The 21,222-nt window shown below is 36.2% G+C and carries 21 protein-coding genes; 15 read left to right on the forward strand and 6 right to left on the reverse strand.

Annotated elements, in window-relative coordinates; translation table 11 throughout:
- Nucleotides 1-472: 472 nt before the first annotated feature.
- Together E7L28_RS08095 and E7L28_RS08100 are read right to left on the reverse strand one after the other, a co-directional pair.
- Entirely contained in the window at nucleotides 473-1,369 is an 897-nt protein-coding gene (locus E7L28_RS08095; protein WP_316691980.1) for a hypothetical protein, read from the reverse strand.
- 283 nt (nucleotides 1,370-1,652) lie between these two features.
- Nucleotides 1,653-2,384, reverse strand: a complete 732-nt coding sequence (locus E7L28_RS08100) for a DUF4145 domain-containing protein (RefSeq protein ID WP_316691979.1) — start codon at nucleotides 2,382-2,384, stop codon at nucleotides 1,653-1,655.
- 205 nt (nucleotides 2,385-2,589) lie between these two features.
- On the opposite strand from E7L28_RS08100, the gene E7L28_RS08105 reads away from it, so the two are divergent.
- The gene (locus E7L28_RS08105) at nucleotides 2,590-3,231 is read left to right on the forward strand and encodes a DUF4178 domain-containing protein (protein WP_316691978.1); all 642 of its coding nucleotides are present in this window, start codon (nucleotides 2,590-2,592) and stop codon (nucleotides 3,229-3,231) included.
- Between the two features lie 109 nt (nucleotides 3,232-3,340).
- Here the strand turns inward: E7L28_RS08105 and pgtP are convergent, their stop codons facing one another.
- Nucleotides 3,341-4,714 carry a phosphoglycerate transporter PgtP gene (gene pgtP / locus E7L28_RS08110; RefSeq protein ID WP_021147785.1) on the reverse strand — a complete coding sequence of 458 codons (1,374 nt, stop codon included), beginning with the start codon at nucleotides 4,712-4,714 and terminating at the stop codon, nucleotides 3,341-3,343.
- 211 nt (nucleotides 4,715-4,925) lie between these two features.
- Between pgtP and E7L28_RS08115 the strand changes: the two genes are divergently transcribed.
- The gene (locus tag E7L28_RS08115) at nucleotides 4,926-5,138 is read left to right on the forward strand and encodes a hypothetical protein (protein ID WP_012863948.1); all 213 of its coding nucleotides are present in this window, start codon (nucleotides 4,926-4,928) and stop codon (nucleotides 5,136-5,138) included.
- 66 nt (nucleotides 5,139-5,204) lie between these two features.
- Nucleotides 5,205-6,290, forward strand: a complete 1,086-nt coding sequence (locus E7L28_RS08120; RefSeq protein ID WP_021147786.1) for a hypothetical protein — start codon at nucleotides 5,205-5,207, stop codon at nucleotides 6,288-6,290.
- 84 nt (nucleotides 6,291-6,374) lie between these two features.
- Here the strand turns inward: E7L28_RS08120 and E7L28_RS08125 are convergent, their stop codons facing one another.
- Nucleotides 6,375-7,166 carry a carbon-nitrogen family hydrolase gene (locus E7L28_RS08125; protein ID WP_316691977.1) on the reverse strand — a complete coding sequence of 264 codons (792 nt, stop codon included), beginning with the start codon at nucleotides 7,164-7,166 and terminating at the stop codon, nucleotides 6,375-6,377.
- 303 nt (nucleotides 7,167-7,469) lie between these two features.
- Between E7L28_RS08125 and E7L28_RS08130 the strand changes: the two genes are divergently transcribed.
- From E7L28_RS08130 to E7L28_RS08185, 12 genes are all read left to right on the forward strand, one after another.
- Complete coding sequence (locus tag E7L28_RS08130) at nucleotides 7,470-8,273, forward strand: polysaccharide deacetylase family protein (protein WP_012863951.1); 804 nt, start codon at nucleotides 7,470-7,472, stop codon at nucleotides 8,271-8,273.
- 11 nt (nucleotides 8,274-8,284) lie between these two features.
- The gene (locus E7L28_RS08135; RefSeq protein WP_316692107.1) at nucleotides 8,285-9,223 is read left to right on the forward strand and encodes a phosphodiester glycosidase family protein; all 939 of its coding nucleotides are present in this window, start codon (nucleotides 8,285-8,287) and stop codon (nucleotides 9,221-9,223) included.
- An 8-nt stretch (nucleotides 9,224-9,231) separates the two neighbouring features.
- A complete protein-coding gene (locus E7L28_RS08140; RefSeq protein ID WP_295817246.1) occupies nucleotides 9,232-10,179 on the forward strand; it encodes a hypothetical protein in 948 nt (315 codons plus the stop codon).
- A 72-nt stretch (nucleotides 10,180-10,251) separates the two neighbouring features.
- The gene (locus tag E7L28_RS08145; RefSeq protein ID WP_316692105.1) at nucleotides 10,252-11,427 is read left to right on the forward strand and encodes a glycosyltransferase family 9 protein; all 1,176 of its coding nucleotides are present in this window, start codon (nucleotides 10,252-10,254) and stop codon (nucleotides 11,425-11,427) included.
- The gene (locus E7L28_RS08150; RefSeq protein ID WP_008715610.1) at nucleotides 11,414-11,740 is read left to right on the forward strand and encodes a hypothetical protein; all 327 of its coding nucleotides are present in this window, start codon (nucleotides 11,414-11,416) and stop codon (nucleotides 11,738-11,740) included. The genes E7L28_RS08145 and E7L28_RS08150 overlap by 14 nt, the downstream gene beginning before the upstream one ends.
- 544 nt (nucleotides 11,741-12,284) lie before the next feature.
- The gene (locus E7L28_RS08155; RefSeq protein WP_008715613.1) at nucleotides 12,285-13,637 is read left to right on the forward strand and encodes a pyruvate carboxylase subunit B; all 1,353 of its coding nucleotides are present in this window, start codon (nucleotides 12,285-12,287) and stop codon (nucleotides 13,635-13,637) included.
- A 449-nt stretch (nucleotides 13,638-14,086) separates the two neighbouring features.
- Entirely contained in the window at nucleotides 14,087-15,427 is a 1,341-nt protein-coding gene (locus E7L28_RS08160) for a sensor histidine kinase (protein WP_316692101.1), read from the forward strand.
- Entirely contained in the window at nucleotides 15,424-16,113 is a 690-nt protein-coding gene (locus E7L28_RS08165; protein ID WP_316711585.1) for a response regulator transcription factor, read from the forward strand. Before E7L28_RS08160 ends, E7L28_RS08165 begins: the two co-directional genes overlap by 4 nt.
- 668 nt (nucleotides 16,114-16,781) lie before the next feature.
- The gene (locus E7L28_RS08170) at nucleotides 16,782-17,879 is read left to right on the forward strand and encodes a S1C family serine protease (protein WP_316692099.1); all 1,098 of its coding nucleotides are present in this window, start codon (nucleotides 16,782-16,784) and stop codon (nucleotides 17,877-17,879) included.
- Between the two features lie 359 nt (nucleotides 17,880-18,238).
- A complete protein-coding gene (locus E7L28_RS08175; RefSeq protein ID WP_195395062.1) occupies nucleotides 18,239-18,568 on the forward strand; it encodes a PadR family transcriptional regulator in 330 nt (109 codons plus the stop codon).
- Nucleotides 18,555-19,130, forward strand: a complete 576-nt coding sequence (locus E7L28_RS08180; RefSeq protein WP_008602778.1) for a DUF1700 domain-containing protein — start codon at nucleotides 18,555-18,557, stop codon at nucleotides 19,128-19,130. The genes E7L28_RS08175 and E7L28_RS08180 overlap by 14 nt, the downstream gene beginning before the upstream one ends.
- Before the next feature lie 9 nt (nucleotides 19,131-19,139).
- Entirely contained in the window at nucleotides 19,140-19,568 is a 429-nt protein-coding gene (locus E7L28_RS08185) for a hypothetical protein (RefSeq protein WP_008602776.1), read from the forward strand.
- Nucleotides 19,569-19,844: 276 nt separating this feature from the next.
- On the opposite strand, the gene pyrE is transcribed toward E7L28_RS08185, so the two are convergent.
- Both pyrE and pyrF read right to left on the reverse strand, forming a co-directional pair.
- The gene (pyrE, locus tag E7L28_RS08190; RefSeq protein ID WP_008602774.1) at nucleotides 19,845-20,432 is read right to left on the reverse strand and encodes an orotate phosphoribosyltransferase; all 588 of its coding nucleotides are present in this window, start codon (nucleotides 20,430-20,432) and stop codon (nucleotides 19,845-19,847) included.
- Complete coding sequence (gene pyrF, locus E7L28_RS08195; protein ID WP_316692013.1) at nucleotides 20,429-21,148, reverse strand: orotidine-5'-phosphate decarboxylase; 720 nt, start codon at nucleotides 21,146-21,148, stop codon at nucleotides 20,429-20,431. The genes pyrE and pyrF overlap by 4 nt, the downstream gene beginning before the upstream one ends.
- Between the last annotated feature and the right edge of the window lie 74 nt (nucleotides 21,149-21,222).

Here is a 21,222-nt window from a genome sequence, read left to right on the forward strand (position 1 = left end):
ATCGAGCTAGATAATTGCTGTATTTATAAGTTTTGTGTGTGAACTTTAAATGCCACGCCATCTTGAGGGGGTGGTGAGCGTACGCTCGTGAGGGTTCAAGTCCCTCCAACCGCACCATTTCTATTTGCTAATTAACAGATTGTAACGCATTGTAACGATAATTTGCCCCTTTTCTGCACCTTTAAAAAATAAATTTTTGCCCCTTTTATATGAGGGTTATAATAGCCACTGCACATGATGCGGTGGCTTATTTTATTATTGTCTTTAGACTGGTTCGCGACGTAGTCGCGAGTCATAAAACCACCCGCTATGCGGGTGTGGCAACGAAAGTTATACAAAAAATCACCTTGCTTAAGTATAATGTAGGTGTTCAGACCGCATTGTACTTAAGCAAGGTGATTTGTAAGTATTATATAGTATATGCTTTTTACTAAGTATTTAACTATAATACATTAAGTTTTTATAAAATCAATTAAAGGTGCTCAGTTGTTACCAAAGATATTATTTGTAAACGAGTTATTTTGGGTTTTAATGAAGCATATGAGATTTCTCGTATACAGTTCATAGATATTTCATCTCTATTCATCGCTGCTATATAAGGAGAACTATCTTGATTACCAATGATTTGGAAGGGTAATTCGGAATTAATATCTCCACAGTTATTATCTAATAGTCTAAGTTTTCCCGTGCGGGTTTCTTTGTCAAAACGAATTATATTGCATTGAATTATTTCTGGTGTTTTGTCGACCATTGTTTGCTCATTATAAAGATCTGCAGATTCACTGCTAAAAAATATTGGAGGAGCATTATTTGACTCATTGTGTGCTTTAAATTCTGAGAATGAACCATTTACCATGGTTTGTGAAAGTTTTCTATATGTAGGGATAGATTTATTAGCAATCTCATACGTTTCTTGAGGGTACTCTATTTTAGCTCCGGTATTATCCGTATAAATAACAGTGTTATTATTTCCATTAATTTCTATTTTGGGTTGCGTGTTAGATTTTAAACCATTAAAGAAGCGTGAAGCTAATTCACATGCGTAACAAGTGTATGTCCAGATTGACTCAGGAGTAGATAACCCTAATAGAGGAAGGGTAAGTCTTGCACCTTCAACAATTAGCATCAAATCAGATGATAAAGAACCAACTGTGAAGTCTTTTACAACAACCTTATATACATTATTTTTGTTTGGTCGAATACGATCGATATTATTAATAGTACAATAACTTTTATCTATTAAATGTTGGAAATAGAGTAAAAATGATGCAGTTGCGCGTAAATCCAAAGGATATTCGCTGTTTAGTCCACCTTTTAGGTTAAAAGAAATTTTTTGTGGTAATAAAGGATTGTTTATTATTTTGTTCATTATAATATCCTCCTATTTAATTGACTATATCAAATAGATTTTATAATTCATCAATTATAAAAATTTATAAAAAACTAAATGGCAAAGGATAGGTTTTAATGAAGATTGTATATGATAAAGAGATACAGAATCTCCTATTAAGATAGATATGCAAATTAAGTCTGAAGTGCACTAAGGGGACAGATATTAGTGTATTTATAGAATTATTTGTAGTTTTGTAGGTATGGAAAATGAAAATTATCCATTTGTAGTCTAAGTTGAAATAATCTCACAATTTTATTGATTAGATTTTTTTTGATTCACCTAAGCTTTTTACATCTTTTAAAAGCTTAGTTTGTTCATATTTTGCGATGTACCATTCTTTAATAAAATACTCTATTAGCTTTATTAGTTTTTCCGCATCTTCAGGATTAATGTCGATGATGGTGTTAATATCTTTATTTGGATGGGCACCAATATTTCCTATCTCTCGTAAAACATCTATAGCTTCAGTCTGAAGTGTATTTAAATTAGGTTTTATTGCCTCAATTTCTTGATATAGTGTTTTCTTTGTAACCTTCCAGTAATCACGGATCATGCTCTGTATGCAACGTCTAGATAAGGTAGCAGAAGCTTTAGGACTAAGATGTAATATAGCATATGCTTCGCTATAGTCTTCTTGGATATGAGAGGGAACCACATTACTATAGTCTCTTGCCAAAGAATTTGGAATTATAGGTATAGTATTAGAAGAATTACCATCGTTATTTTTGGCTATTAATTTATAAGTTTCTTTATCACAATTAGGGCATTTATAAGCCGATATAGTTATGATAGGAGTTTCTAGGTTATCTAAATAGCTTGGTTTCACAAAATTATTATAGATTGTTAAATATTGTTTTTCGTTAATATTTGGAAAAGGGAGTGTAACTTGTTTTGCTATATAAGCATTTTGATGAGTTATTTTGTATTCTGTAAACGTTTCTTCAGTTAAGGCCACAGCACTATTACAGTATGGACAAATAAATTTAGACATTTTTACTACCTTCTTTATCATATATCCAGATTGACTTTAATATATTTATTATATAATGAAAAAATTATGAAATCAAAAATCATTTTGAGAGTTCCTTGATGTTGAACTATAAGAGTCTTTATTGGCATACCTTCATATTATGTGTACAATCATAGTAATAAGTAATATACATTTATGTGTGTAGTTTTCAATATGAGAGAAGATTATGGTTTTTAATTATGGCGAGACATTGCGTATTCGAAGGGATTTATATACAATCTTAGGCAAGATACGCTACATTGATACTCATGGAAAGATATGGTATGAGTATAAGTTAGTCAAACATAGTAATAACAAGGTATTTTGGCTCAGTTGGGATAAGAAGCGAGATGCGTACCAGTTTTCCAAGTTGTGTGGAAAAGCACTACCAGCCGATATGAAACTCGTAGATAGTGGTTATGAGATGGTAACAGGCACTTGGGGTGAGGTAGACGTAGGTACTACTGATACTGCTAAATATAAAGAGTATGAAAATGCTGATGGTACTGCTACGTTTTCTGTTCAAGAGTGGGCTTTTGAAACGGAATATTCAAAAGGCTTTTACATTAATAAAGAATACGTATCTGTCGAAAAGAATTCAGAGGTAACCGAGTCTATTCTAGATAAAATGGATACGATTAAGAAGCTAAAGTTCATAGGACCAGTCGGTTGGATTTTGGGGAACTTATTACTTTATATGCCAATCTTTGATATAAAAATATTGAATGATGTACGTGATGTACTTACATGGCCTTATATAGTAGCTGGGAGTATAGTCCTTGGTATCATTGTGGCTTGTGCTTTCATTATTTCGAGAACTATGCGTTGATGAAAACACATCGGTTATATAGGACTCCCTTTCGTGGGGGAAATAAAAGGTCGTAACATGTATTAATACATATTACGACCTTTTTACTATAGGATTTATTTGTTAGGGGTTAGTTATTAGCTTCAGCTGGTTGAAGTTGTTCAAGCTCAGCTTCTTTAGCATCTAATTCTTTGGCGCCAAAATGAGCCAATACACAGAATGTAATACAAAGAACACATGCTACTAATAAAAGATAGAAACCTGCATTCCAACCAAATTTATCTGCTAAAACACCAAATAGTGTTGTACCTAAGTTTGCACCAACAATGTAACTCATGAATCCACGAAGACCAACAGCAGAACCTACTGCAAATGGTGGTACAATATCCATAGTTTGTACTGAAGCTAAGAATTGAGGAATGTAGATTAAACAACCTACAATAGCAGCGAAGAAAGTAACCCATAAGAGAGACTCGCTTTGCCAATAACCAAATATACAGAAGAAGATAATACTTATAGCAATGATTGCAGGTGGCATGCGATAACCTTTAAAGAATTTATCGGAAATATAACCAGCAAAAATAGTAGAAGGAATAGCCGCCCATTCAAAGAATAAAAAGGCAACAGACATTTCTGCTTTGGAGAAACCCTTTACTTGTAATAAATAAATTGGAAGCCAAGTAAGCATACCAAAGCGAATCATGTAAACGAAGGTGTCAACTAATGATACATACCAAGCGTTTTTATTTTTCAATACGTATTTTACAAAGATTTCTCTTGTGCTCATATGCGGTGCTTCAGAACTTCTGTGCGCCTTATGAGCTGTGTCGGCGATGATTTCACTTGTTGGTGGTAAGCCTTCACGTTCAGGGCTTTCTTTGATTAAGAAAGAAATGGCAATTGCTATGATAACTGCAATAAGCGCTGGTACACCATAACTCCCTAATTGCCAGTGGTCTGTAGTAGTGAAATATAATGCGGCGGCTACGATTGGTGCTACGATACCACCACCGAGATTGTGTGAAATATTCCAGATAGCTCCATAACGGCCACGTTCCTGTTTTGGGTACCATTTAGCTAAGGTGATAAAGGATGGTCCTACACCAAATCCTTGGAAAAAGCCATTTAGTACTACTAAAACTAAGAAGAAGGCGAGACTATCGGCAAAGCTCATAAAGATATTGATAATTGCACAGCAAATGAGACCGAAAGCCATAAACTTGGCAGGACTTGCTTTGTCCGCAAGACTACTCATAAAGCCTTTACTTAAACCATAAGCGATAAGCATACCACTAGATAGCAAACCAATTTCTGTTTTGCTCATATGGAGGATATCTGATAAAAAGTGTGTTGATAAGGCAAAGTTATTACGAACAATATAGTACGCAGCATAACCTATAAAAATACCAATTAATGATTGCAATCTATATTTATAATATAGATTCATAATCATGCTTTGTGGAACTGATGATTTTGCCTCTTTAGGTTGTAGAAATGAAAACATAGTTATTACCTTTCTTTCTTAATAACTAAATCCTATTGCATTGTTAATACTACCATTTCTATAGAATTCATGTAAATGATTTATGAGATAAAAATATTAATTTACAATTTAAATTGTTTATTATTAGCTGAAGATGTGTATAGAAAATATTTGAATTATAGACAAGTACTTCTTAATATATTAGATTAAATATATTGGGAGGTTATTATCTATGAAATATTTACGCCGTGAACTTAATCAAGTGGAAAAAGAATATTTAAAGCAATTTGGTGAAGGTTCTTTAAATCGTGTCATCCTTCATGATCCTGATACAAAGGATAAACAAGAGGTGCAAGATACTATTGATATTCTAAAAGAAGCAATTGCAAAAAATAAACCTCTAGAACAGGTTCCAGAGGATATGTGGAAGCTTATTGAGTTTTAATGTATATGACTTACTATATGAGAGGTATAGCAAGTTTTTTAATATAATTATTTGATGGAGACTCGAATGAATTCAAAAGGAATTGTACTAGTTGCGATAGTATTGTTTGCTAATATAGGAATAATAAATGCTGAGCAGATACCCATTCCATCTGTATCAACGCCATTAGGTGCAAAAACTACTCAACTTGATAGAGTACAACCTCAAGAAGTTATGCCTTATTTGGAAAGTAAAGTTACGGGTGAAACAGAATTATCTTATGCTGTTATGTCCGTTGCTAAAAAAACATTTAATGAACAAATGTTGCTAAATCGAGAGGTAGAATCACGTATGCACGATCATATTGAGGAACATAATAGAACAATAAGAAGTGTGCCGCAACGAGACCTTATTAAAAATCCTTATACAAGAGAAGAAATTGAAAAACAAATTGTAAAGGCTATTAATTTTAGAGAAAGCAGTAAGTACCCTGTTAATGACAAGGAATATTACAATCATATAGATATAAATAAAATAAATGATTTGTCTGGTTTTCCAAAGAAAATACCTTCTTTTGCTAAGCAGGTTGATATTCATTTAAAGCCGCCTAAGGCGATTGAAGATGGTCGGTATATTCAAGTTTCTTTTACGGGTAAACCATCAGAACTAAAGCCCTATATTCAAGATGCAGAAAATCATGCTAAGGTTATTATTACTAAGGGGGAGGCTGAACGTGTTTCTATTAAACCGTACGAAGATGTTAAGACGAATTATAAAAAATACTTGTCTACTATATTGCCAGAAGAATGGATTGAAGTAACAAATATATTCAATAATATGTATCAATATAAAATGGCGCTAAGCAATGAGAATATTAAGCGAAAGGTTGATCGTGAGCTCTCTAACCAAATGAATAATCAAATGGTTTTGGACTTAGAGCAAGATACTAGTAAATTAAGTTCTGATAAAGTGTTGCCTAATGATGAAAATAAGACTTTACAGAAAAAATATTTAGGTTACTATTCGTATAAAGAAGTGAAGCGACCATTTAACGCAGAGTACACATTCTATATCTTTAAATTTGATTATTCATATAATATGTTTACTGTTGCAGGCATGGCCGTTAATCCAGAGCAAACTAGAGTCATTTATTTTCTTAATACAGTAGAGTAAAAATAAAAAGGCACATTGTTTTATGCGCAGACCATCTATAAATGAATTGTTTAAGATGGTAGTTAAAAACAATGTGCCTTTATTTTATAGCTTGTAGAGTTCAGGTTTGCGATCTCTAAAGATATTGATTTTATTGCGAATATCCTCTACTACGGTGAGGTCGATATCTACAGATGAGATGCCTTCCACGGTGTCCATTTCAAGGAGGTTCGTACCCCATGGATCGTATACGGCGGAGTGACCAGTACTTTGGACTCGACCCACAGTACCACAGCCGTTGACTGCACATAAGAAAAGTTGGTTTTCAATGGCGCGCACTTCGTTTAATACTTGCCAGTGGCGTAAACGCATGGTAGGCCATTGAGCAGGTACAAATAATAACTCTGTATTTGATAATGCAGCCATTCTTACGAGCTCAGGGAAGCGAATATCGTAACAGATAACCGTACTACAAGGAATACCATCCAATTCGAAATGAGTGGTATGTGTACCGCTAGCAAAGTATTGGTTCTCTTTAGCAGGGCTAAATCCGTGCATTTTGGAATATTCTCCTACGAGTGTGCCTTCACGGTTGTAAGCATAGGATGTATTAAATATTAAATCCTCTTTTGCTACGGCTACAGAACCGCCCACAATGTTTACACTGTGTTCCTTGGCGAATTTACTTAATAAATCTTTTGTTCTTTCTCCATTTCTATCAGAAATGTTGATTAAATCCTTAGATGGATGAAATCCTGTGTTCCATGTTTCGGGCAAGATGATAATATCAGGACTTTCTGATAGGGCTTGTGAAAGTAATTCTTGGACGCGTGCATAATTGTATTCCACTTCGTTTACATGGACGTCCATTTGTATAAGGCTTAAGCGTTTTTTCATAAGAAATCCTTTGTTTATTGGATGAGCATAATTTTAGTAATGTGTATTATAATTAGAATATTAAAGCATTATTGAACGGATTACAATATAGCTCTAAATAATCGTAGAAGTTTTAAATGATTTTTGATACTGACGATTTATATGAATTTAGGCTTTCAGGTGTTATAGGCATCCAGATGAAACTATGTATCCTAGACCCCGAAAATTGATTGATGAAGTACTAATAAAGCGTTACTTTTTACTATTCTTCATGGAAATGTTATAATATTCTGTATATAATTGTGTTCTGATAGAGGAGGACCTATGAAACGGATTCCGTTGGTAACACTGTTAGTTTTGGTATTGGCAATGGTTGTGGCAGGTTGTGGCGTGCTTTCACAAAAAACAGAACCTACTAGTTCAGTACCGCCTGTAAAAGAAGTTAAGATGGTACATCCATCGGGCATTCCTGTCCTTATGTATCATAAAGTCGGCGATGACAAAGATAATGATGCGGTTATTCGGGAGGATTTATTCAGAGAACAAATGAAGTTCCTCAAGGATAACGGTTATAATCCATTGACGATGGAACAATTGTATGAATATGTTGTAAATGGCGCTGCAGTGCCTGAAAAACCAGTTGTTTTGACCTTTGATGATGGTTATGCAGATACATATTCTATCGTATATCCAATTATGAAAGAATATGGATTCCCTGCAACTGTTTTTATCAATCCTGGCGATATTGGGACTCGTTTAACTTGGGATCAAGTACGTGAAATGCATAAAAATGGCATCACTATTTCCAATCATGGTTTCCAACATATAGAAATGGGCCAATTGTCGGAAGCGAAACAAATTGAAAATATCACAAAGGCCCAAGAGGCACTTGCTAAAGAAGTAGGCATTAAGGATAATCCTTGGTTCTGCTATCCATATGGAGATAAAAATGAATTCACCGATTCGGCATCTAAGAAAGCTGGTATCAAGATGGGCATGGCTATGAAGTCTGGCTGGGCTCATACGGGTGATAATCCATATAATATTTTGCGTGTTTGGGTAGGTAATGCGGTGGATATCAAGCATTTTGAAGAACGCATTAGCACCGAACATTTCACTGATTTATAAGGAGAAATACATTGTTCAAAAAGAATTGGGTAAAGTTCATCGTTATGGTGTTCTTATTTACCGTTATCACATCACCCTTCGTGGTGCTCTTTGGACCATTTAATAATGTAAAGCGCGCCGTTATTGGTGCTATCTTACAATCTCGCCATCCTCATTACATTACGTGGTTGTTTAATGACGAAGAATTACAAGCTATTTTGGGGACTGTAGGGGTTGTTAAAAGCCAAGATTTGTTCAAATTTAATGCTCGTGAAGATAAGACTTTAAATCTTGAAAAAATCCAGTCTGCTCGTTATGTAGGCTATATTTTAGAAATTCCTGATCCTCGTCGTATCCAAGTAGGCACAGCAGCTAATATTCAAGAAAAAGGCGATACTACAAGTAATATTGCGAAAATGAATAATGCTGTAGCAGCGATTAATGGCGGTGGATTCCACGACCCTAATGGTACTGGTACAGGCCGTTTGCCATATGGTTTTATCTTGCATGACGGTGAGTACGTTATCGGTAAGGATGTAGGTCCTGATGAAGACGTAGACTTTGTAGGTTTCTCTAAATCGGGTAACCTTATTGCTGGTAATTATAATAAAACTCAGCTAGGTGATATGAAAGCTATGGAAGGTATTACCTTTGGGCCGCCTCTTATCGTCGATGGTAAGAAGATGATTACTGAAGGTGATGGTGGCTGGGGTGTAGGCCCTCGTACTGCTATTGGTCAAAAGAAAGATGGTACAGTGTTATTCCTCGTAATCGATGGTCGTCAACCAGGGTACTCCATTGGTGCTACCTTGCGTGACGTACAAGATATTCTTTTTGAAAAAGGTTGCTACATTGCAGCAAATTTAGATGGCGGTTCTAGTTCTACTTTGTACCTCAACGGTAAAGTAGTAAATAAACCAGCCGATTTGTTAGGGGAACGCATGATCCCAACGGCGTTTATCGTGAAATAGGAGGACAGATGAAACCTTTTACGCGTGTACTGAGCGCCTTTGCGGTAGGTATTCTTCTGCAAGGTGGGGTATACCTATACCTTGATCAATATATGTTTGCACCGACTACAGAGTTTAATGTAGCAGGCGCATCAAAAGACGATACTAAAAACTTTCCTGATGTGAAAGAAGGCACTAAATATGTATCCTATGACCGTCAATTCATGGCCGTTGTTACAGAAAACTCTTTGAAAATTTACAAGGCTAATGAAAGTACCCCTACAAATATTGATTTGAAGGGACGCTCGATTAGTTACTTTAACTGGATGCCAGACCGTAACTATGCTATCATGGGTTTATATGACTCCAGAGATGTTGTCATGGCTCGTCTTAATGCGGATGATCCAGAACATGAAGTTGATACGAAACTTGAAGACTTGCCTCGGGGCAGTAAAATCGTAGATGCTGCGTACTCTGAAGCGACGAATGTGGTGTATATGAAGGTAAAAGTTCAAGAGCATACATATCGCATTTATCGGACCGATGCTAACTATGATACACGTCGCGTTTACATGCAAGCTACTGATATCGGTCATATCGGCGTATTCTACGATGAAGATAACTTCTTCTACGATAATGTGAGAACTGGGGATGTCTTCATGTTTAATGGCATTGAAGGGGGATGGCGTGTTATCAACCCTGAAGGGCGTTTCCGCTTTATCGGTGTTGATATGGACAAAACTATCTACATTGCTCGTGTTGATGAGGACAATAATGCATTGACTGTTTACACTGGTAAATTAGGTGTAGGCTTCAATCCGGTTTACAAATACAATCACCCTACTACATTTAATGAGTTGACATTATCAGATGTGAAAAATATCATTAAGAATGGTAGTGAAGAAACTACTAAGGTAACAGAAGATACTACATCTTCTAAATCATCCAATAGTAGTGGTAGTAAAAAGAAATCTTAAGAAAAAGCCTTTATAATGTTCTTTCATTATAAAGGCTTTATTCCTATAATAGTATGTACCCTAAGGATATCTATGAATATATTATTTGTACGCCTTAGTTACATAGGTGATATTTTGCATGCTACACCTGCTGCGCGGTGGATTAAGATACAGTATCCTAATGCTAAGTTGCATTGGATTGTAACGCCTAGTATGGTAGAGCTTTTACAGGACAATCCCTATGTAGATGAGATAATTCCCTGGGAACGGGATGAATACGAGGCTCATTCTAAAAAACTACATATCCCTACAATGTGGCGCATGTGGTGGGATCTTAAGGCCAAATTAGAACCTTATAAATTTGATGTAGCCATTGATGTGCAAGGACGTCTTATAACAGGGTTAGTACTATTAGCTTCAGGAGCCCCCATTAGACTTGGCCTTGGTGGCACAAAAGAGTTGAATTGGTTGTTTACTAACTATAAAACGAAGCCTAGTACAGATCATGTGATTAAGCGCTATTTAGAGGTAGCTCAGTTGTTAACAAAGGCTGTTACTGAACATGCAAATTTAGATACATCGCTTAACATAGCTAAATGCGGTGTTGAAAGTAGTTCTCCACTAAATGAATCTAGTGCTAATACGCTGTACCACATGGATTTTCAGGCGCCATCAAATTCACATAGTTGGGCAGAAGAGCAATGGAAATTGATTGATAATGATGTTTCTTTGTATCAAGGCGTGGTAGAAGCTCCTTTTCGCGTTGGTCTAGTATTAGGCACCTCTTGGGAAACGAAAGAGTGGCCTCAGGAAAAATGGTATTCTCTCATTAAATCTCTTCAATATAGAGCAAATTTTGTTTGTTTAGGTGGCCCTAAAGAGGCTACTCAATATAAACCCTTGATGGACTCGCTAACAGATGAGGGCATTGATAAAATCGTACTGAATATGTTAGGGAAAACGACGCTTCAAGAGTTAGGGGCTTTAATTGAAAGTTGTGATGTAGTAGTTACTGCTGATACTGGAGCTCTGCATATTGCGTTAGCTTTAAATAAGCCTGTAGTAGCACTTTTTGGCCCTACAGACCCTAAATTATGGGGACCTCTGACGGGAACCTTTAAGGTGCTCGTAAATGATGAATTAGATTGCTTGGGCTGCCGAAAACGACGTTGTCCTAAGCCTGATCAATATTGTATGTCTGGTATTGAACCAGTACGCGTAAAAAAAGCGATTTTTGAATTGATAGGAGATACACATGGCAAAGTTTAAAATCCAAAAAGGTTTATCCGATGCGGATATGATGAAAAATTTTAAGGATACGGAAAATTTTGAAGATACTATGCTCAATATGGAGCGAGATGCTAAGAAGCCAGTAGTTCACCAAAGTCCAAAGCAAAAAGAAGATGCATTTTACCGTGAGTTCTTAACTGAAAAAGTAGAGACTATAATTGGTAAAATGCTCCTTGATATCAAGATGGAGTATTTTAAAGAAGGAGAAGGGGCCTTTTCTATTCAAGTAAAACGGGAAGGTAAAAATATTGTCCTTGAAACTGCGCCTAAAAAGGTTAAGCCTGAGAAGTAATGCGTATAATGGGAACTCTTAAACTTTAAAGATTACGTCAGAGCCTGTCCGTAAATGGACAGGCTCTTTTGTATGTTTATGCATTTAAAAATATCGACTAAGTTATTAATAAAATTGATGAACTCATAAGCATACCGATGTTTATCGAATTACTACATTTATAAATACCGATATATTTTGAAAAGTATTTAATAATAACTAAAAATTATTACGATATAATTTTTAGTTTCTTATTAAAATGAGCAATTACAAAAAAATTAATTTGATTAAACATACATGTTAAACTCTAGTTCCTCTGCAGTTTTTTGTGATATTCATCACGAAAAAATCATCTTTGTATACATGAAATTATGAGTAAATAGCATAATGTGGTTGTTGACAAAGAATTTTATAAGTAGTCTAATATAAGTATGTATTACGATTTTAGCGCGTTTGGCTAGTGTGAGCAGACATCGAAAAAATCGTAAAAAAAATAGGTATGAGATAGTTGTTTGATGAGTGTATAAAGTTACATACACAGACTATTTCGATTTGGAGGATTAACATGGCTAAAAAATTAAGAATTTGCGAAACCGTTCTTCGTGACGGTCATCAATCTATTTTGGCAACACGTATGCGCTACGAACAAATGGAACCAGTGCTCGGCCTTTTAGATGATATTGGTTATGAAGCTCTTGAATGTTGGGGCGGCGCTACTTATGACAGCTGTCTTCGTTTCTTGAATGAAGATCCATGGGAACGCCTTCGCAAATTGAAAGCTAATTTGAAAAATACCCCATTGCAAATGTTGCTTCGCGGTCAAAATTTGTTGGGCTATAAACACTACTCCGACGACGTAGTAGAAGCATTCTGTAATGCGGCTGTAAAAAATGGTATCGACCGTATCCGTATTTTCGACGCATTGAATGACCCACGCAATATGGAAGCTGCTATTAAGTATTCCAAAAAAGCTGGTGCACACGTTCAATCCGCTATGGTATACACAATTTCTCCAGTTCACACAACTGAAAGCTTCTTGAAAGTAGCTGAAACTTTGGTAGAAATGGGTACTGATTCCCTTTGTATCAAAGATATGTCCGGTTTGTTAGGACCTGCTGATGCATATGATTTGGTTTCTACTTTCAAAAAACGTTTCGGCGAATTGCCAATCGACTTGCACAGCCATTTCACTTGCGGCCTTGCAAGTACTACATACTGGGAAGCTGCTAAAGCTGGCGTAGATATCATCGATACTGCTATCTCTCCATTTGCTCATGCAACTAGCCAACCAGCTACTGAAACTATGATCGAAATGTTCAAAGGTACTGAATGGGATCTTGGTCTTGACCTTGATAAATACATTCCATTAGTTGACCACTTCCGTAAAGTAAAACAACAAATCGCTGAAGAATTCAACTTGAAACCAGCTAGCGATGTAATCCCAGCTGTTCGTCGTTACCAAATTCCTGGCGGTATGTTGTCCAATACTCAAAACCAATTGAACGAAATGGGTATGGGCGATCGCTTCTTCGACGTTATGGATGAAATGCCACGCGTTCGTGAAGACTTAGGTTACCCTCCATTGGTAACTCCAACATCCCAAATCGTTGGTACAATGGCTATGATGAACGTTATGATGGGCGACCGTTACAAAATGGTTCCTAACGAAGTTAAAGACCTTGTACGCGGTAAATATGGTGCGTTACCTGGTACTATCTCCGATGATATTCGTCGTACTATTATTGGTGATGAAGAACCTATCACTTGCCGTCCTGCAGATCTTATCGAACCTGAATTGGAAGGTTACCGTCAAGATTTAGCTTCCAAAGGCTACAATGGTATCACTGATGAAGACGTATTGACTTACGCTATGTTCCCAGAAGTTGCTATCAACTTCTTCGATGCAAATCGTCGTTAATCCAAACTTTAAAAGAGGATTCTTAGGAATCCTCTTTTTTTTGACCATATTTAAGCTATCCTCATAGAGAAATAGTATAATCCAGTATATATTTTGTTTTATTAAATGAAGAGATTCAATAGTTGTTTTATATTTTATATTTTAGTTTTTTATAAATAGTATAGACAAGTTCCTATTAAAAGAGGAGACTAAGAAACTGATGAAATATCAGATATTACCATTTTTCATATCGCCATAAGATACATGGATGCGTGTGAAAATATAATTTTTACGAAAAGCATAAGATATTAAAAGGGTCGAGGTACCGTTGAATAATCAGTCAATTATAAACTACGTATGAAAGAATCGTGAAAAATATGTTGGATATTTGCGTGTTTTACTTGCGTTAAGCATTAAAAATAGCGTAAACTATAGAGAGTATCTACTATTTATGATATTGAGGTAATCCTGTGAATTTACAAATACGAATTTGGATATCCAATGTTGTGCTGTTTGTTGTACCTATTTTAATAGCAATTATCTTATTTTTGCTATATTTTACAGGTTTGCGCATATTGGCCAATGCCGGTTATTATTTGCGTATTGAGCAGGAACAACAGTTTAAAAGTGTCAGTCGAATAACTGAAACCATTACCTTTTATGGGTTAGAAAATGATCTAATTAATAGCTTGGTTAAGCCTAGCTATAGCTTACTTGATCCAAAGGAAGTATATGTTGAAGTACTTGATCAAGGAAGTATGGTGTATAACTACGGTAATCCACAAATCTATAGTGCTTCTGCCATTGTTGGTCTTATTGATGTTAACCCTGAATTACAGGGCATCGTATATCAATCCAATAATACTTTCGTTTATGAAATGAGAAAGTACGATGGTCGTCATTCCTATGTATACCATATTGCGATTAGGCGTGCTACTCATGGTAGTGATAGCTTAATGGAATCCGTATCTTTCTATATTATCGTAGTTTCCATATTGCTCTTTATTGTTACATTTTTTGCTATTAACCGATTTGTTACACGATTTATCATGATTCACGTTAAGAACATGACAAAGTCGTTAGAAATGGCAAATCGTCAGATTGAAATGGAACAGGAGCAACAAAAAGAGCTACTCGCTGGTATATCCCACGATATACGAACTCCGTTGACGGCTATTAAAGCGTATGCTGAAGGTGTTCGTGATGGTATTGCACCAACGGAAGAGCAACAAAAAAGATATATGGGGATTATTTTGAAGCGGGCCAATGATTTGGATTCTATGTTAGAAGAACTATTCCTCATAACAACATTGAACTATAAAAAAGAATCTCGTCCGTCTGAGCGAATTGAATTAGGTCAGTTTGTACGTGACTTTGTAGAAGATCATTTAGCTCCGTATCAATCGAAGGGGCTTGAGATTAAGGCTCGTATAGCTACGGAAACACCTTTTATCAATGCTAACCCACAATTGTTACAACGAGTTTTGCAGAATGTGTTGAACAATAGTGCTAAGTATAAAATGGCCGATATTGGTCATTGCGTCATAGATGTAACGAGTGATGATGATTTTGTATATTGTGTCATCAGTGATGATGGTCCAGGTGTACCGCCAGAATCTCTAGAGCGTCTGATGCGCCCATTCTATCGTGTAGATTCGTCTCGTACGAATCCTCAAGAAGGTAGTGGCCTAGGATTGTCGATTATCCGTCGAATTATGGAAATCTTTGAAGGCCGAGTTATGATTGAAAATGTAAGGCCACATGGTCTACGTATTATATTAGAGTTTCCTAAGCAAGGAGAAGAATCATGAGTGAACATATCTTAATTATTGAAGACGATTTGGATATTGCCAATATTGAGCGTGATTATTTAATGGTGGCGGGCTATGATGTAACTATTATGACTAATGGTACAGATGGCATTGAAGTAGCATTGAATACTCCTGTAGACCTTATTATCCTTGATGTTATGTTGCCAGAAATGGATGGTTTTGAAGTTTGTCGCCAAATTCGTGACAAAGTTCGTGTACCAATTGTTATGGTAACTGCGCGCCTTGACGATATCGATAAAATCCGTGGTTTAGGCGTAGGCGCTGATGATTATATTGAAAAGCCATTCTCTCCATCTGTATTGATTGCGAAGATTAAAGCTATGTTGGCGCAATATAAACGTTTAACAGAGCGCGATGCAATGGAAACTAACGCTATTCAATCCGGTGAAATTCGTCTCGATCCTAAGATGATGAAAGTATGGGTGAATGAAAAAGAGGTTCATCTTAAAAAGAAAGAATTCCAGTTGTTAGAATTCTTGATGCGTAACCGTGATATTGTATTTAGCAAAGAAGAATTATATTCTCGTGTATGGGGACTTGACTCCTATGGTGATTATGCAACTGTAGCGGTTCATATTAATCGTTTACGTGAAGAAATTGAGGATAATCCATCTGATAGTAAGCATATTATTACAGTATGGGGCGTAGGGTATAAATTCGTTTAGTATCGAAAATATGCATTCACATTATACTCACGTTATTCGTGGCTATTGATTAGATATGACTTCATAGAGAATTTATTATAGAGATATAATCAAAGGTTTAAGAATTGTTTATATAGTTACTTTGATAGTTTAGATATTCCATGTATACTTATTTAAGTAAGGCTGACTATGACTCTAGATAAGTAATATTTTAACTTCTCTCTCTTAATAAGTTCTCTCTAAAGCTTATCTAGATCACATATACTCTCTCTCTCAACAGTCCTTACACTCTCAAACTATATGCATAAAGGGCATTTGCTAGCGACGGCTAGTGAATGCCCTTTATGTTTTTTAGACTTTAGATAGTTGAATACATTCTATATAGCTTCTTTTAGAATTCTAGGTATTTATCTAGTGGAGGATATACGGTTATAATAATTATACTTTTATAAGAAAAGTTATAAATTGATATCTTGCATTGTAAAAGCAGGCGTACTATAATAGGTTCATCAAAATCAATTTTATAAAATTAATTTTGAGATGATTTGAATTAGTGTGAGACGTGGCGTATTTATAAAGCATCATAATTATATGATTTATGATTTGGTTCTAATCTTAACTTTTATAATCATCATTAAGAAGTTATGGGTGATGTAGAAGAATATTAAGAAGAATATAAGGAGATCTACATGACATTTTCAAAATATAAGAAAACAGTAATTGCGTGTATTCTTGCTTTGGGTATTGGGGTAGGCGGAGGATACTATTTCTTTGGCAGCCCTGTTAATACGCAACCAACAAACGTGAGAGAACAAACTAAACAGACTAAGCCTATTACTGAAACGCGTAATACCTATGTAGTACAAGCGGCTAAAGAATCTGGGCCTGCTGTAGTAGGGATTACGACACAAGTATTTCAAAAGGATATTTTTAACCGTACTATCTATGCTGGAGAAGGTGTTGGGTCTGGTGTGCTTATCGATAATGATGGACATATTGTAACAAATAAACATGTTGTGGCAGGGGCTAAAAATGGGGAGGTTACAGTATCATTGTCTGATGGCAGTACGGTGACGGGGACCGTTATAGGTTCAGATTCACAGACGGATTTAGCAGTTGTAAAAATTAAACCTCCAAAAGATATTAAACCTATAAAAATTGGGGACTCTGACTCCTTACAAGTAGGGGAGCCAGCTATTGCTATTGGCAATCCTTTAGGTCTTGAGTTTAAAGGTTCAGTTACCTCTGGTGTTATTAGTGCCTTAGCACGTACAATTGATGATCAAGGTCAACGATTCCCATTGATTCAAACTGATGCAGCCATTAATCCAGGTAACTCAGGTGGTGCACTTATTAATGCAGATGGCGAGTTAATTGGTATTAACAGCTCTAAAATCTCTAAAGAAGGAATTGAAGGTATGGGCTTTGCTATTCCAATTAATTCTGCGATGACAATTGTTGATTCTATTATTAAAAATGGTAAGGTCATTCGCCCTTATATTGGGGTGTGGGCTGTAGACCGTCAAACTGCAGCGCGCAATAATGTAACCTATGAAGGTGATGGACTTCTTGTTGTTCAACTTGATCCTAATGGTCCTGCTGCACAAGCTGGTCTTGTAGAAGGGGATACGATTGCACAAATTGATGGTAAAGATATTACTACATTACTTGAATTAAAAGAACAAATTGATGCTAAGAGCCCTGGAGATACAATTTTGGTATCCTATACTCATAACGGCAAAATGAAGAGTACACAGCTTAAATTAGGGGAAGCGTCTTCAAATTAGAATCTAGTAAATAAAACTTAATTAAGTATTCCAATAATGCACTACTTTCTTTTGTAGTGTTAGAAAATCCTCATCTTTTAGATGAGGATTTTTAGTTATAATAGGGTACTTTAATAGATTTTGTATAAAAAATACCATAAATAAGAAAATTTTTTTGAAAAAATTTTTCCCTATAAACGCAGAAATTAACTGTGTTTATAGATTAGAAATAAGAAAAAATATATTAAATTTCAATATTTTTTTACAAAGTACCTTGCGTTCCGAGGTACCTTATGTTATTATGTATTTGTCAGTACATGATAGTGACCGTAAGAGAGCTTTCACATTGGCAGGCAAGCACAGCCTAAAAGGGAGGAACTATGCAAGTTCAATTAAAAAAAGGTGTTATGGACATGCTGGTGCTAGCATTATTAACACAAAATGATCGCTACGGATATGAAATCGTAAGCACCATTTCAGAATATATTGAAATATCTGAAGGAACGATATATCCATTGTTTAACAGACTGAAAAAAGAAAAGTATGTTGAAACGTATTTAAAGGAGTCTTCTACAGGCCCATCACGGAAATACTATCATATCACGAACGAAGGCCGTACAGCATATAACAAGATGCGTCAAGAATGGGATGATTTTTCTGGTGTTATCAATATGCTGTTGAAAGGAGTCGATAATAATGAACAAAAATAGCTTTTTGGATGCATTGCGTAATATATTTAAAAAAGCGCGTGTTGCAGATGTGGAGAGTATTATAGAGGTTTATGAGGAGCATTTTGCGGTAGGTTATGAAAAGGGGCTTACCGATAGTGAGATCATTAAATCCTTAGGGACTCCGGAGGAAATATATGCATCTTACGTAGATGCAGGTATCATTACAGACACAATGAATCAAGATGGTAGCGAAAGTAAATCTGTTAATATGCAGGAAATTTATGCACGATTTGATGATTATAAAGAACGTCTTTTACCTCAATTACCGGGCATGGCTAAAAAAGCATCTAAGACTTTGCTCTCTATTGGAAGTGCCTTATCCTATATTGTAGGTGCTCTTATATTCATTATTACACCGGCTATATTGTTCTTACTAGGTAGCTCATGGCAACCATTTGAGAATGTTACTGCATTTCCAGTATTGTCCATTGTAACTTTAGTGGCACTTGGTGGTGTAGGTTTATTTGGTGGACTTACATGCGTCTTTGTTGGCACAGAGCTTCGTGGTGTGCGTGAACGTTATTTCCGCAATGTGGACTAAGGAGGATTTATGAGACGAATTATAATTACAGCGATTTTAACCGTAATCTGTGCGGTTGGAGCATGTACATCGTTTGCAGTAAATGATTTACCTAATTTTGGTGAATGGATGAAAACAAATGAACAACAGTTTAGAAAACCACATAGACATGATGGTCCTAATAAATATATGGATAAACATATGATGGATGGAAATAATCAAATGATGCCTCAAGATGGCATGGGGCCAAATAATGGCCAGCATATGCACCAAAATGGTCAAAACCAAATGATGCCTCAAGATGGTATGGGACCAAATAATGGCCAGCATATACATTCAAATGGTCAAATGCCTCCACAAGGTCAAATGCCTATGCAAGGCCAACCACCTCAACAAACTAATGGTAATGCACCACAACAACAAAGTGAACAAGGTGTGCCACAAGCTACACAAAACTAACGATACTTTATGAGTCCATTTCTCTTATAAGATTATAGAGTACGTGGTCATGAAAGTGCATTCATGGCCACCATAGAGCCACATACTCTATGTGATACATTCGTATCAGAATCTCTCTCTTACACACAATAACTACACACAAACAAAAAGAGCTCCTCAGTGAAGGAGCTCTTTTTGTATCTATTTATAAATATAGACAGTAGTTGATGGACTGGGAATATTTTATTAACTTCCTAATGAAAAACGACCTATGCATGTATATAGGTCGTTAAAAAATTATTTGATGTGTTTAGAACCGCGTTCTGTCATAGCTACGCCGTCTTTGCAAAGAGGGCATTCTTCAGGTTTATAAGTTGGAACTTCAAGATTAAGTAATGCTTGTACCTTTTCATGAGGTACACCGAATTCTGCTTTGCCCCCAGAACGGTTAACAAGAAGGCCTACACCTACGATTTCACCACCGGATTGGTTGACAACATTTACTACTTCTTGTACAGAGCCACCAGTAGTTACGATATCTTCAACGATAAGAACTCTTGTGCCTGGCTCGATTTTAAAGCCACGACGTAATGTCATAACGCCTTTTTCGCGTTCTGTGAAGATAGCACGGGTGCCAAGCGCTTTACCTACTTCGTGAGCAAGTAAGATGCCGCCGGTCATAGGTCCAATAACAAGTTCTACATTTTGATCGCGGAAGCGTTCAGCTAATTCTTTACAAAGTTTTTCTGTATATTTTGGATGTTGTAATACATTAAATTTTTCAACATACATTGGACTGTGGAGACCAGATGTCAAAAGGAAGTGACCTTCTAAAATAGCTTGAGTGTCGATCAGTAATTGTTTTACTTCTTGTTCTGTCATCATTTGGATACTTTCTCCATTTCTTCAATAATTAAACGAACCGCTTCACGAGGGTTTTCGGCTTGTGTAATAGGTCGACCGATAACAAGGCGAGATGCTCCATCTTGTAATGCAATAGCTGGTGTAGCAACCCGTTTTTGGTCGTCTGTTGTTGCAAAGGAAGGGCGAATACCAGGGGTAACGATGAGGAAGTCATCGCCACATGCTTTACGAATCATTTTAGCTTCTAATGCGGAACATACAACACCATCCATACCACAGTCTTTAGCGAGTTTTGCAAGGCGAATGACTTGGTCGGAAATAGGTAGCTGACCACCAATAGCAGTCCAAGATTCATCGTCAAAGCTAGTTAATGCGGTGATGGCTAATAATTTTGGGCGTTCTACGCCTAGTTCTTTGCCACTCTCACGAGCTGCCTCAACAGCAGCTTTCATCATGACAGGACCACCTTGACCATGTAAAGTAATTAAACTAGCGCCGAGACGTGTTAAGGAAGCTACGCCATGGGCTACGGTATTTGGAATGTCGTGCAATTTCAAATCAAGAAATACTTGTTTGTTTTGCTCCTGTAAAAAACGAATTGTTTTTGCTCCTTCGGCGTAGAATAGCTCCATGCCGACCTTGTAAAAGCTAACCGAATCACCGAGGGATAATACGATTTTTTTCACTGCATCCATCGTGGATACGTCAAGGGCAACGATTAATCTGTCATCTGCCATGTTGCAACCTCCATACTACATACATATCTAAATAATTTTCACATACTGAGGGCCTATCTGTCAATTAAAATTGG

Origin of the sequence: Veillonella parvula, assembly GCF_032575955.1 — a bacterium.
Classification (GTDB): Bacteria; Bacillota; Negativicutes; order Veillonellales; family Veillonellaceae; genus Veillonella; species Veillonella parvula_J.

Excerpts from the sequence above, each read along its gene's own strand:
- E7L28_RS08095 (WP_316691980.1), bottom strand. The coding sequence starts at position 1,369 with ATGAACAAAATAATAAACAATCCTTTATTACCACAAAAAATTTCTTTT.
- E7L28_RS08100 (WP_316691979.1), bottom strand. The coding sequence starts at position 2,384 with ATGTCTAAATTTATTTGTCCATACTGTAATAGTGCTGTGGCCTTAACT.
- E7L28_RS08105 (WP_316691978.1), top strand. The coding sequence starts at position 2,590 with ATGGTTTTTAATTATGGCGAGACATTGCGTATTCGAAGGGATTTATAT.
- pgtP (WP_021147785.1), bottom strand. The coding sequence starts at position 4,714 with ATGTTTTCATTTCTACAACCTAAAGAGGCAAAATCATCAGTTCCACAA.
- E7L28_RS08115 (WP_012863948.1), top strand. The coding sequence starts at position 4,926 with ATGAAATATTTACGCCGTGAACTTAATCAAGTGGAAAAAGAATATTTA.
- E7L28_RS08120 (WP_021147786.1), top strand. The coding sequence starts at position 5,205 with ATGAATTCAAAAGGAATTGTACTAGTTGCGATAGTATTGTTTGCTAAT.
- E7L28_RS08125 (WP_316691977.1), bottom strand. The coding sequence starts at position 7,166 with ATGAAAAAACGCTTAAGCCTTATACAAATGGACGTCCATGTAAACGAA.
- E7L28_RS08130 (WP_012863951.1), top strand. The coding sequence starts at position 7,470 with ATGAAACGGATTCCGTTGGTAACACTGTTAGTTTTGGTATTGGCAATG.
- E7L28_RS08140 (WP_295817246.1), top strand. The coding sequence starts at position 9,232 with ATGAAACCTTTTACGCGTGTACTGAGCGCCTTTGCGGTAGGTATTCTT.
- E7L28_RS08145 (WP_316692105.1), top strand. The coding sequence starts at position 10,252 with ATGAATATATTATTTGTACGCCTTAGTTACATAGGTGATATTTTGCAT.
- E7L28_RS08150 (WP_008715610.1), top strand. The coding sequence starts at position 11,414 with ATGGCAAAGTTTAAAATCCAAAAAGGTTTATCCGATGCGGATATGATG.
- E7L28_RS08155 (WP_008715613.1), top strand. The coding sequence starts at position 12,285 with ATGGCTAAAAAATTAAGAATTTGCGAAACCGTTCTTCGTGACGGTCAT.
- E7L28_RS08165 (WP_316711585.1), top strand. The coding sequence starts at position 15,424 with ATGAGTGAACATATCTTAATTATTGAAGACGATTTGGATATTGCCAAT.
- E7L28_RS08170 (WP_316692099.1), top strand. The coding sequence starts at position 16,782 with ATGACATTTTCAAAATATAAGAAAACAGTAATTGCGTGTATTCTTGCT.
- E7L28_RS08175 (WP_195395062.1), top strand. The coding sequence starts at position 18,239 with ATGCAAGTTCAATTAAAAAAAGGTGTTATGGACATGCTGGTGCTAGCA.
- E7L28_RS08180 (WP_008602778.1), top strand. The coding sequence starts at position 18,555 with ATGAACAAAAATAGCTTTTTGGATGCATTGCGTAATATATTTAAAAAA.
- E7L28_RS08185 (WP_008602776.1), top strand. The coding sequence starts at position 19,140 with ATGAGACGAATTATAATTACAGCGATTTTAACCGTAATCTGTGCGGTT.
- pyrE (WP_008602774.1), bottom strand. The coding sequence starts at position 20,432 with ATGATGACAGAACAAGAAGTAAAACAATTACTGATCGACACTCAAGCT.
- pyrF (WP_316692013.1), bottom strand. The coding sequence starts at position 21,148 with ATGGCAGATGACAGATTAATCGTTGCCCTTGACGTATCCACGATGGAT.